11 protein-coding genes and 1 other RNA gene are annotated in these 11,565 nt (G+C 34.8%); 3 read left to right on the top strand and 9 right to left on the bottom strand.

Annotated elements, in window-relative coordinates; translation table 11 throughout:
* Window positions 1-646: SDR family oxidoreductase (locus tag PHR76_RS12820; RefSeq protein ID WP_300063457.1), on the bottom strand; the 646-nt coding region annotated here is incomplete at its 3' end.
* 1,092 nt (window positions 647-1,738) lie between these two features.
* An RNA gene (ffs, locus tag PHR76_RS12815) (signal recognition particle sRNA small type) lies at window positions 1,739-1,837 on the bottom strand.
* Window positions 1,838-1,924: 87 nt separating this feature from the next.
* Between ffs and PHR76_RS12810 the strand changes: the two genes are divergently transcribed.
* Entirely contained in the window at window positions 1,925-3,001 is a 1,077-nt protein-coding gene (locus PHR76_RS12810; protein ID WP_300063454.1) for a glutaminyl-peptide cyclotransferase, read from the top strand.
* A 68-nt stretch (window positions 3,002-3,069) separates the two neighbouring features.
* Here the strand turns inward: PHR76_RS12810 and PHR76_RS12805 are convergent, their stop codons facing one another.
* From PHR76_RS12805 to PHR76_RS12785, 5 genes are all read right to left on the bottom strand, one after another.
* Entirely contained in the window at window positions 3,070-3,933 is an 864-nt protein-coding gene (locus tag PHR76_RS12805) for a hydroxymethylglutaryl-CoA lyase (RefSeq protein ID WP_300063451.1), read from the bottom strand.
* A gap of 158 nt (window positions 3,934-4,091) precedes the next feature.
* Window positions 4,092-4,694, bottom strand: coding sequence for a LysE family translocator (locus PHR76_RS12800; protein WP_300063448.1), 603 nt, complete (start codon window positions 4,692-4,694; stop codon window positions 4,092-4,094).
* Between the two features lie 24 nt (window positions 4,695-4,718).
* Window positions 4,719-5,738 carry a quinone-dependent dihydroorotate dehydrogenase gene (locus PHR76_RS12795; RefSeq protein WP_300063446.1) on the bottom strand — a complete coding sequence of 340 codons (1,020 nt, stop codon included), beginning with the start codon at window positions 5,736-5,738 and terminating at the stop codon, window positions 4,719-4,721.
* Between the two features lie 24 nt (window positions 5,739-5,762).
* Window positions 5,763-6,887, bottom strand: coding sequence for a cysteine desulfurase family protein (locus PHR76_RS12790; RefSeq protein WP_300063443.1), 1,125 nt, complete (start codon window positions 6,885-6,887; stop codon window positions 5,763-5,765).
* Window positions 6,888-6,995: 108 nt separating this feature from the next.
* Complete coding sequence (locus tag PHR76_RS12785) at window positions 6,996-9,095, bottom strand: glycoside hydrolase family 97 protein (protein WP_300063440.1); 2,100 nt, start codon at window positions 9,093-9,095, stop codon at window positions 6,996-6,998.
* Window positions 9,096-9,214: 119 nt separating this feature from the next.
* Between PHR76_RS12785 and PHR76_RS12780 the strand changes: the two genes are divergently transcribed.
* Window positions 9,215-10,213: a hypothetical protein gene (locus PHR76_RS12780; RefSeq protein WP_300063437.1), complete on the top strand. Its 999-nt coding sequence runs from the start codon at window positions 9,215-9,217 to the stop codon at window positions 10,211-10,213.
* On the opposite strand, the gene PHR76_RS12775 is transcribed toward PHR76_RS12780, so the two are convergent.
* Window positions 10,208-10,765, bottom strand: coding sequence for a Smr/MutS family protein (locus PHR76_RS12775; protein ID WP_300063434.1), 558 nt, complete (start codon window positions 10,763-10,765; stop codon window positions 10,208-10,210). The two genes, PHR76_RS12780 and PHR76_RS12775, sit on opposite strands and share 6 nt — an antisense overlap.
* Complete coding sequence (locus PHR76_RS12770) at window positions 10,755-10,937, bottom strand: hypothetical protein (RefSeq protein ID WP_300063431.1); 183 nt, start codon at window positions 10,935-10,937, stop codon at window positions 10,755-10,757. Before PHR76_RS12770 ends, PHR76_RS12775 begins: the two co-directional genes overlap by 11 nt.
* Window positions 10,938-11,057: 120 nt before the next feature.
* On the opposite strand from PHR76_RS12770, the gene PHR76_RS12765 reads away from it, so the two are divergent.
* The gene (locus PHR76_RS12765) at window positions 11,058-11,330 is read left to right on the top strand and encodes a DUF2752 domain-containing protein (protein ID WP_300063428.1); all 273 of its coding nucleotides are present in this window, start codon (window positions 11,058-11,060) and stop codon (window positions 11,328-11,330) included.
* The last annotated feature ends 235 nt before the right edge of the window (window positions 11,331-11,565 follow it).

The following is an 11,565-nucleotide window of genomic DNA, read 5'->3' as shown; positions in this document are numbered from 1 at the left end:
TTGGGTTGCTGCCGGAGTCAACGTGTTCATCCATCATCTTTAAGGTGTTCCCGTATGGAATTTGATAAGGTGAATCGGGATTTAGCGGAGCGTGGTAACGTCCAGAAGCAATGTTCGTGGCAAAGTTGCCTGGAGCTACATTTGTTATTTCTATTCCAAATGCTTTTACTTCCATTCGCAAGGCTTCGGTAATGAGCTCTAAGGCTCCTTTGGAAGCAGAATACACACTTCGATACGGCAATCCCATATAACCTGCAATGGAGGTAATATTCATGATGAGTCCGCTTTTTTGCTCTCGCATTTGTGGTAAAACGGCTTTCATCATTTCAATAGGTCCAAAAAAATTGGTGTCAAAGTTGTTCTTGATTTCTACTGTTGGAATTTCTTCAAGCGGACCCATAATTCCAACACCCGCATTGTTTATCAAAACATCTAGTCTGCCTTCTTTTTCAAGTAAAATTGCCACTGCGTGTTGAATGCTGTTGACATCACGAACATCAAGAGTTAGCAATGGAAATGTTGTTTCCTTGACTTTGTCTGGGTTTCTACTTGTTCCGTAAACGGTGTATCCTTTTTGGGTTAGAAATTCGCCAATGGATTTTCCAATTCCAGAAGAACCGCCAGTGATGAGAATGACTTTAGACATGGTTCAATATTTTTTATAAAAGCAAAGATAGGAAAAAGGATGGAGGTTGATTAATTATCAATTTTTGATTTGAGGGAGTTAATTTTGTCAGTAATCCCTCTAGTTCCCAAAAATGTATTTTTTTATAAAATTTCTCCTTCTGCAAAATAACAAAAAGAAAAAAATTACCTGAATGATGATGGATATAGAAAAGAAAAAAAACAAATTATAATTCCTACACGTTGAATGGAGAAAATTCAATAAAAAAATTATGATGTGAAAAATTTAGCTTTTTTACAAACCCAAACAAAAAACTCATATAAATCATATGGTTAAATAAAATTTGATTTACAAACCCAAACAAAAACTTATATGACTTATATGGTTAAATAAAATTTGATATACCGACCCAAACAAAAAACTTATATGACTTATATGTTTAAATAAAATTTGATATACCGACACAAACAAAAAACTTATATGACTTATATGGTTAAATAAAATTTGATATACCGACACAAACAAAAAACTTAAATGACTTATATGGTTAAATAAATTATTTTTATGTTAGATGGTCAAACAAAAAACTCATATGACTTATATGTTTAAATAAAATTTGATTTACAGACCCAAACAAAAAACTCATATGACTTATATGGTTAAATAAATTATTTTTATGTTAGATGGTCAAACAAAAAACTTATATGACTTATATGGTTAAATAAATTATTTTTATGTTAGATGGTCAAACAAAAAACTCATATGACTTATATGTTTAAATAAAATTTGATTTACAGACCCAAACAAAAAACTCATATGACTTATATGGTTAAATAAATTATTTTTATGTTAGATGGTCAAACAAAAAACTTATATGACTTATATGGTTAAATAAAATTTGATATACCGACACAAACAAAAAACTTAAATGACTTATATGGTTAAATAAATTATTTTTATGTTAGATGTCAAACAAAAAACTTAAATGACTTATTTGATTCAATAAAATTGATTTAACTACTCAAATAAAAACTTATATGGTTAAATACAACAAATAATCTTGGTCTATTTAAAAAAAGTATAACGAAAAAAAGTAAGGAGAGATTTAATAAAAAATGGCAAGCGACCTACATCGCACCGCTACAACCACATACCTTTGCTGTGTTCCCACCCTGGAGGAGTTTGCAGGAGCTGGTCGTGTAGGACTTGCCGCTGCAAATATACAATCTTTTTATTGTTTTGCAAGTAATTTTACCCAATTCAAATCGTTATATTTGCAACTGTCATTTTACTTAAACCATGAAAAAATATAACTTCTTCGTAGTCATTTTATTAGCCACCATCGCCAGTAGTTGCGGGAATAAAGCCAAAGATAATTCCAGTTTGTTTTCGTTTGATACAAAACAATTAAAAGAACAATTTTCTCCAGACGAGTCGACTGTTTTAGCAATTTCAAATGTAAAAAACAAAACTATTGACAGTATTATTTATTATGCCAACGATAGAAAAATAGCTTCAGTCAAAGGAAATCAAACCACTACGCTCACGTTTGCGGCTGAAAAGTTAGGCTACCAAAACCTAAAAGCCTTAGTGTATTTTGAAGGGGAATTTGTTGAAACGACTCACCGTGTCGAATTGATCTCGAATATTAAGCCCGTTTTACGAAACTATACGCTAGTCAATACTTATCCGCATGACGTAAAAGCCTATACACAAGGGTTAGAATTTCACCGAGATACGTTGTTTGAAGGAACTGGAAACGGAGCTGGAAACGGCACAGGTCTTAAAGGAATTTCTAGTCTGCGAAAGACGGATTATAAAACGGGTAAAGTGTATCAGCAATTTGATTATCCAGAAGCAGTTTTTGGTGAAGGCATTACGATTTTAAACAATAAAATCTATCAATTATCTTGGCGAAATTTAACCGGATTTATTTATGATGCCAATACGCTAAAACAAATTAAAACCTTTCCATATAGCAAGCAAATTGAAGGTTGGGGATTGTGTAATGATGGCCAAAACCTTTATCAATCGGATGGAACCGAGAAGATTTATACGTTAAATCCAGAAACTTTGCAATTAGAAGGCAGTATCAATGTCTATTCGGGTGCCAATAAAATTAAATCAGTGAATGAACTGGAATGGATTGACGGAAAAATTTATGGTAATATCTATCAAAAAGATGCTATTGCCATTATCAATCCAACAAACGGTGCCGTAGAAGGTGTAATTAATTTATCAGATTTAAAAAAGAAAGTCACCCAACATCCTGATTTAGATGTATTGAACGGCATTGCTTATAATCCAAAAACAAAAACACTTTTCGTAACTGGAAAGAATTGGGATAAGATGTTTGAAATTCGGGTGGAGGAATAGGAATTATGAGTTATGAGTTATGAGTTATGAGTTATGAGTTATGAGTTGTAACTCTTGATTCATAACTATTAATGAAACTCTGTAAACACTTTGGTGGCTTCATTATAGGCACTTTCAAAACTCATGGGACTGATGTGTGTATTTTGTTTTTGAGCCGTAAAATAAGATACTAATTTCTCAGTTGGCATGTTTCCCGTAAGGTCATCTTTTGCCATCGGACAACCTCCAAATCCTTGAATAGCTCCATCAAATCGGTGACAACCTGCTTTAAAAGCGGCGTCTACTTTTTCAAACCATTTATCGGCGGTCGTGTGCAAATGAGCTCCAAACTCAATATTTGGGTAGTGCGGAATTAGATTGGAAAACAAATAATCAATCACTTCTGGTGTTGAACTGCCAACAGTATCCGAAAGCGATAAAATCTTCACACCCATATTCGCTAATTTTTCAGTCCACTCCCCTACAATGTCAACATTCCAAGGGTCGCCATACGGATTTCCGAAACCCATAGACAAATAAGCCACCACTTCTTTATTGGATTGGTTGGCAATCTCAAGAATTTCTTGCAAAGTCACTATAGATTCTGCGATGGTTTTGTGGGTATTTCGCATTTGAAAATTCTCCGATATAGAAAACGGAAAACCTAAATAGTGTATTTCGGGATGAACAGCCGCCAATTCTGCTCCTTTGGTATTGGCAATAATGGCGAGTAATTTACTGCGGGTTTGCGTTAAATCCAAACTAGCAAGTACCTCTGCCGTATCGGCCATTTGCGGAATCGCTTTAGGAGAAACAAAACTCCCAAAATCAACTGTATCAAACCCCACTCGCAAAAGCGATTGAAGATAGGCTACTTTCCGCTCTGTGGGAATAAAGGTTTTGATGCCTTGCATAGCATCCCGCGGACATTCGATTATTTTTATTGGTTGCATAGGTGCCCAAATATAAGGAAGAAATTTGATTTACGAAATCGTTTTATCTATTGTTTAGGATGGGATGAATTGAAAAAGATAAAATTGAATTTGACTTAATTAAAATCCAAACTAAAATAGTGATACACTAGCTTTTAATCCATTATGCAATGGCAACCCTATACCAAAATTAATACCGCTATCGCTACAAAAGCAATAATTTGAAACCATTTTAAAAAAACAGTAAAATTCGGATTGGTTCGAATAACAACGGTGAGTTTATCGGCTAGGATGCTCACAAGCGAAAAGATAAGGAAAGCTTGTAGCATAAACAAAAATCCTAACACATAAATTTGTTGGGTAACTGAACCAAGTGATTCATCTATAAAACCTGGAAAAAAGGCTAAGAAAAATAAAGTTACTTTCGGATTTAGTACATTCATCAAAAAACCACGTTTGACCATTGCAAAAAGTGATTTCTTTTTTTCATTTTTGGCCGTTAAAGCAATCGTTGCTGGGGCTCGATATACTTGATAAGCTATCCAAAGTAAATAACACGCTCCAACAATTTTGATTAGCGTAAAAATAGCTTCGGTTTGTGTTAGAATAGCCGAAACGCCTAAAGCAATTAAGGTGGTATGTACGATGACACCCAACACTAATCCAAGTGCGGTGGCAATACCATACTTTTTTCCGTTCGAAATACTTTGGGTCAATACATAAATTATGTCGGGACCAGGAAAAAGGGTGAGGACGATGGAAGCGATAAGGAAAGAGAGCATTCGCGTTTATAAATTGGTTGCTAACTAAAGTTCTTTCAGAATTCGTTGGTTAATCGTTTTTATTAAACGTGGTCCTTCATAGATAAAACCGGTGTACAGTTGCACCAAACTGGCTCCTGCGTTTAATTTCTCTAAAGCATCTTCTGCCGAATGAATCCCTCCTACTCCAATAATCGGAAAGGCTTGGTTGCTTTTTTCACTCAAAAAACGAATGACTTCTGTAGAGCGTTTGGTAAGTGGCTTACCGCTTAATCCGCCCATTTCTGTTTTGTTTTCCGATTGTAAGCCTTCTCGAGATAAGGTTGTGTTTGTAGCAATGACACCTGCGATTTTTGTTTCTTTAATAATATCAATAATATCCAACAATTGTTCATCGGTTAAATCGGGAGCAATTTTGAGTAAAATGGGTTTCGATTTTGGTTTTGCCTCATTTAAGGTTTGCAACGTTTGCAACAACTGCGTTAGCGGTTCTTTGTCTTGCAAGGCTCTTAAATTGGGTGTATTTGGCGAACTCACGTTTACCACAAAATAATCTACTTGCGTGAACAATGCTTCAAAACAATACACATAATCGGAAGTTGCTTCTTCGTTGGGAGTGTTTTTATTCTTTCCGATATTGCCACCAATTAAAACACCGTTATTTTTTTTCAACCGTTCATTGGCTTCCAAAACGCCACCATTGTTAAAACCCATTCGGTTGATGATCGCTTGATCTTCTTTTAAACGGAATAAGCGTTTTTTAGGATTTCCATCTTGCGGTTTGGGCGTCAGCGTTCCAATTTCAATAAATCCGAATCCATAATTGGAAAGTTCTTGATACAACTTTGCATCTTTATCAAAACCAGCCGCTAAACCCACTGGATTTTTAAATTTTAGTCCAAATACTTCCCGTTCTAATTTGGGATTTTTAACTTCGTAGATTGTTTGAAACAATTTGCTAAAACCCGGAATTTTATTTAAAAAACGAATAAGCGAAAAGGTGAAATGATGCACTTGTTCTGGGTCAAAACAAAATAATAACGGACGGAGGAAGAATTTATACATAAGTGTGTGAGGTAAATGCTATTTTTATAAAGCGGCTAAACACGTTAGCAGATAATCAATTTCGGCCTTTGTATTTTGTGCAGAAAAAGAAATACGAATACTCGGTTTTTTTAAATCAGATTCAGGAAGAAACTCCATCAACACATGAGAAGGCTTGATGCTTCCCGATTGACAAGCACTACCTCGAGAAACGGCAATCCCTTTCATATCCAATTCAAATAAGAGCAGGGTTGTTTTTTCTTCAGAAAACGGCAATTGCACATTTAAAATGGTATAAAAAGTTTCTAATCCACCGTTATATTTTGCATCCGGAAAGGTTTTTTTAAGTTGTTGGATGGTGTATTTCTTTAAATCAAAAATAACGTTTCGGCTGTCATTAAGTTGAGCATAGGCAACTTCTAATGCTTTGGCTATTCCGGCAATTTGATGCACTGCTTCAGTTCCTGCTCGCAATCCTTTTTCTTGATCACCACCTAATAACAAGGCTTCCATTGATCTGTTTTTTCGAATAAAAGTGAATCCGACACCTTTTGGTCCGTGGAATTTATGTCCACTCGCAACTAAAAAATCTAGTGGTATTTCTTGTAAGTCTATTTCAGTTTTCCCCATGGATTGCACCGTATCCGAATGAAAAAACGCGTTGTACTCCTGACACAAACTCGCCACTCGTGGAAGATCTAAAACCACTCCGGTTTCGTTATTTACATGCATTAAACTGACTAAGGTTGATTTTTGTTGCGATAATAATTTCTCTAGTTCGCTATAATCAAGGTGACCGTTTGGTAAGATGGGAACGAAATCGACTTTAATGCCAAACTCTTTTTGCAAAGCTAAGATGGGATATAAAACGGCATGATGCTCTATTTTGGTGGAAATAAACCGCTTGACACCTAATTTTTTCACAGCATTATGTAAAACCCAATTATTTCCCTCCGTTCCAGAAGAGGTAAATATGATTTCTTGAGCACTGCAATTCAATTGTTTAGCAATACTTTTTCGGGCTGATTCTAAGATTGCTTTTGCTCCACGACCAAACCCATGCGTGGAAGACGGATTTCCGAATTCGGTTTGCATTACTCGAGTAATTTCCTGAATTACTTCAGGATGAATAGCGGTGGTTGAGGCGTTATCGAGGTATATTTTGTTCATGATTTATTGTTGCTGGTTGTTTTTGTCCTGCTGAATAATAGGGTTTTGTCTTTCCGCAAGAATACGCAGTCGAAATAGGAATCTCCTACGTAGCATGAAAAAACCATATTACTCAATTGGAAAAAAGCTAATCGCAGTTCCTCCTCCTGCAGCAAGGTTTAATTTTAGTTTCGTTTTAGAGGTAACTTCTATTGTTTTGATAGAATAGGCTTTTGGATTATTCTCCCAATGTGCCTCTTTTGCATCCTGATAGAGGGTAGCTTTGTATTTTTTTCCTGGTGATAAAAAGTTCAAGGTAAGCTCCGTGTTTCTAGGATTTTCATCGGTAATGGCTCCTAAAAACCACGATTCTTTTCCTTTTGTTTTTCGGGCAATCGTAACATAATCGCCTGGTTCTGCCTCTAAAATTACAGTTTCATCCCAATCCAATTCGACGTCTTTTATGAATTGAAAGGCATCGGCATAGCGTTCATAATTTTCAGGTAAATCGGCTGCCATTTGCAACGGACTATAAATTGTTACATACAAAGCCAATTGTTTGGCTAACGTAGTATGTACTTGTTCTTTTTTAGCGGCATCATAATGACTCATCTTAATTTCAAAAATCCCGGGTGTATAATCCATCGGACCGCCTAAAAATCGAGTGAAAGGCAAAATTGTTTCGTGCATGGGAGGATTTCCTACACTCCATGCATTGAACTCATTTCCTCTCGCCGCTTCTGCTGCAATATAGTTAGGATAAGTGCGGTGAACTCCGGTAGGACGCGAAGATTCATGTGAATTGACCATGATTTTATATTCGGCTGCACGTTCCACCACCCAATTAAAATGATTAACCATCGTCTGGCCATCATGCCACTCACCTCTTGGAATTATTTTTCCAACATAGCCTGTTTTAACGGCATTGTAATTATGTTTTTTCATAAACGAAAACGCTCGGTCTAAACGTCGTTCATAATTTGCAACCGAACCCGAAGTTTCATGATGCATAATCATTTGAACACCTTTCGATTCGGCATAGCGTTGTACTTCTTCGACATCAAAATCAGGATAAGGCGTTACAAAATCAAAGACATTTTCTTTCCAATTGCCAAACCAATCTTCCCATCCGACGTTCCAACCTTCTACAAGAACGCCATCAAAACCATGTTTTGCAGCAAAATCAATATATTTTTTAGTATTTTCTGTCGTTGCACCGTGTTTTCCCGTTGGCTTTAATTCGGCATCTTGAGCCATTTGTGCATTTTGCGATCCTGCATAATCCCAAGTTGCTTTTCCTACGTGCATTTCCCACCAAATTCCAACATATTTCATAGGTTTAATCCATGTGGTGTCGTCAATTTTGCAGGGTTCATTCAAATTCAAAATCATTTTTGAGGTCAAAAGTGCACGAGCATCATCGCTCACCATAATTGTTCGCCAAGGCGATTGAAAAGGGGCTTGTAAATACGCTTTTTCGCCTAACACATTCGGCACTAAATGCGACTGCATTTCAAATGTGTTAACATTCAAATCTAAATGCATAATGGGATAATTTACCACTGCGGCTTCAAAAATATTGAGGTATAATCCCTCGGCGGTTTTCATCATCACAGGCGATTGAATTCGCGTTTTGGACATCGGTCCTTTCATGCCAATCCCATTATTCATATCGAGCGAAGTAACATCAACGTCTGCGAGATTTGTTTCATTATACGCATATTCTTGACTATCATAATCACCTGGAACCCAAAAGGCTTTGTGATTTCCAGTTAATGCAAACTGGGATAATTCATCAGAAATAACAAAATAATTCAATTCGGGTTGAGCAGGAAAAACGTATCGAAAAGCCAATCCTTCATTGAATAAACGGAATTCGACATTTAGTTTGCGTTGGGTTGATTTTTGAAATAATTCGACAACCAATTGCTTGTAGTGATTTGTAATTTCTTTTTGTTCGCCCAAAACGGGATTCCACTTTTCATTGACCGTTGTGGTGGTGGTATTTATAATTTCAAAATTAGATGCTAAAGCTATCGTGTTTTTCATGTTTAATCCCAATAAACTTGGCTTAATGATTGCTTTTGTTTTGTAGGATAGTGAATAAAATAACTGTCCTGAATTGGTTAATCCTGTTTTTAATTCTAATTGATTGTCAGGAGATTGTATCGTTTGACTGTAACTCATTAACGTTATAAATAAAAAGAGTGTTTGTAAAAACTTGTTCATAAAGTTGCTTTTTTAAAAGTAGATCAAAGATACTAATTATGGTTAAAATCATACTAATTAAATAGAAATGCTTTTCAGTGAAATTAAAAATCCTATTTTTGCTATAAAATAATAAATAAATGAAACGATTTTTGGGCATATTCTTGCTTTTATTAACGCTAAATGCGTGTGATGATGGCGATTTTGATATTGAAAGTTTTAATTTTTCTGACATCAATTCCAATCAATGCAATAGTGGTGTTTCAGGTTTTTTTATATACAAAATTAATGCAGTTGAAGTTTTATTGATTCAAATTCCAGAGAGTAGTTTTATGAATCAGGTAACTGAAATAGGCACACCAAGAACGGTTGCCATTACAGGAAACAACAAAGTTATTTATAGAATTTATGATGGCACTGTGACTACGGGCGACATTTGTAATTCGATTCCACCCGCTTCACCTATTGTTGTAGAGGAATGGAATGCCTTGTCTGGCACGATAGAAATTGTGACCACGGTAAACAAAACCATTGATGAAACGCTAAATTCTTCTGTGATTACGGGTTACACACACAATGTGATTTTACGAAATGTGAATTTTTTAAAAGGAAGTGGAAAAGAACAATTGTTTCAAACGTTAACTTATGGTAATTACGTTACGTCAGTTACTCAACCCGCAAACTTTGAGGGATTTACCATTAAAAAATGTGGTAATGATTATGGTTTTATTTATAAAATTTCAGGAAAACAATCGCTAACTTTTACAGTTGACGAAACGCTTTTTCAGCCAGTTGTTACCCCAGATAATAGTCCGCGAACCACTTTAATGAGTGATGATAATCGGTTGGAATTAAACTTTTATGACGACAATGTGAACGACGATTATGTCTGTTCCTCTGTTCCTTTAGCTTATCCCGTTTTACAACAAAAATGGCTTTCTATCAATGGCGAAGATGGCGTGAGTGGAATCATCGAAGTACGTACTTTTGAAGAATATCAAGTTCCAACTGACAATCAAAGTCCACTTGTGGGTTATCGCCAGAAAGTAACCTTGAAAAAAGTAACAATGACCCGAAATAACGTAAGTTTTAAACTGGGTGATGTTTATGAATTTGGAGAATTTGTAATTCCGTTATAAAGTTTTTTTCTGAATAAAATAAACTTCAGTGGCTCCTTGTCCGTATTTTTGAAAGTTGGCCTCTTGGAATTTTAGGTTGTCGTATCGACCTAATAAAAAATCTAATTCTGCTTTTAGAACGCCTTCGCCAACTCCGTGAATGAAAACTATTTTTGGAATACGATTTTTCATCGCAAACTCAATTTGACGTTTAGCCGTTTCCGTTTGCAAATTCAAAATATCATAATTGTTCATTCCACGTTGGGAAGGCACTAATTTTTCGATATGCAAATCGACTTCTAATACAAAATCTTCTTTTCTAGATTTTTTTTCTTTGACAAAACTTCGCTTAACGGGTTCGATTTTTTCTTGAATGGCTTGAAAAACTTTATCTTTTGAGATAAATTGTGCGAGCTCATTAGACCTATTTTGTAGAATTAATTCCTTTTCTTGAAAAGTCATATGAAAACCATCCTCTGTTTCTACTTCAACTACGAGGTTTTTTATAGCGATTATAATCCCCGCCATATCTTCGTCTAATGCAACAACTTGATCACCAATTTTAAATTTCATTGTCTTCTTTTTCTTCTTTTTTACTCGGAACTTTATCCATTAATTTCATCACACCAATCATTAAAATCACAATGGCTCCAACTTTGATATAGATTTGGTAATTGCTTTCTTTGGGTGTGTAAAAAGCAAAGAATACAGCAATCAACATAATTGGAATGATAATTTTTTTCATGAAAGTAAGGATAATAAAAAACTAATTGTTCAACTCTCAAAGGTATAAATTAAAATTTAATGTTCGTTATGCGAGAAGAAAACTCTTTTTTTTGTAAAATTGTAAGAAATAAAAAAACGGATGGATGAATACATGATTCCTTGTGTTTCTAAAACATTCTTTGGAATTGAATGTTTGGGTTGTGGTATACAACGAGCCATCGTATTGCTCTTTCAAGGAGATTTTGTGGCGGCTTTTTATATGTATCCCGCTTTATTTCCTTTAGTTCTTTTTTTAGGAACAGTTGCCATTAGTTTAATTCATACCACAAAAAAATACGGTTTTTGGATTAAGCTTTTAGGATTTATTACGCTTACCGTAATGGTTATTTCTTATTTTTATAAACATTTTTAGTTTTTAAAATTATAATTTATTGAGACTTGAATAAGTTATTCCCATTTGGAATAAATTCTCTTAAATTGATTTCAATTTTAAAACATAATAGCTACTTTTACTAAAAAAAATCATTGTTGTCCGATAAAACAAAATAAAAAAGAAGCCAAATTAATGGCTTCTTAAAACTTATCGTAATTTAGAGTTGCAAAACAAAAAAGACGATGAGTAAAAGTACATATTTTTCTAGTAAATC

This window comes from Flavobacterium sp., from assembly GCF_028689845.1.
GTDB lineage: Bacteria > Bacteroidota > Bacteroidia > Flavobacteriales > Flavobacteriaceae > Flavobacterium.
This window is presented reverse-complemented; position numbering and strand designations above follow the sequence as displayed.

Coding starts and splice junctions, on each gene's coding strand:
- PHR76_RS12800 (WP_300063448.1), bottom strand. CDS start 4,694: ATGCTCTCTTTCCTTATCGCTTCCATCGTCCTCACCCTTTTTCCTGGT.
- PHR76_RS12775 (WP_300063434.1), bottom strand. CDS start 10,765: ATGAAATTTAAAATTGGTGATCAAGTTGTTGCATTAGACGAAGATATG.
- PHR76_RS12790 (WP_300063443.1), bottom strand. CDS start 6,887: ATGAACAAAATATACCTCGATAACGCCTCAACCACCGCTATTCATCCT.
- PHR76_RS12770 (WP_300063431.1), bottom strand. CDS start 10,937: ATGAAAAAAATTATCATTCCAATTATGTTGATTGCTGTATTCTTTGCT.
- PHR76_RS12785 (WP_300063440.1), bottom strand. CDS start 9,095: ATGAACAAGTTTTTACAAACACTCTTTTTATTTATAACGTTAATGAGT.
- PHR76_RS12765 (WP_300063428.1), top strand. CDS start 11,058: ATGGATGAATACATGATTCCTTGTGTTTCTAAAACATTCTTTGGAATT.
- PHR76_RS12810 (WP_300063454.1), top strand. CDS start 1,925: ATGAAAAAATATAACTTCTTCGTAGTCATTTTATTAGCCACCATCGCC.
- PHR76_RS12795 (WP_300063446.1), bottom strand. CDS start 5,738: ATGTATAAATTCTTCCTCCGTCCGTTATTATTTTGTTTTGACCCAGAA.
- PHR76_RS12805 (WP_300063451.1), bottom strand. CDS start 3,933: ATGCAACCAATAAAAATAATCGAATGTCCGCGGGATGCTATGCAAGGC.
- PHR76_RS12780 (WP_300063437.1), top strand. CDS start 9,215: ATGAAACGATTTTTGGGCATATTCTTGCTTTTATTAACGCTAAATGCG.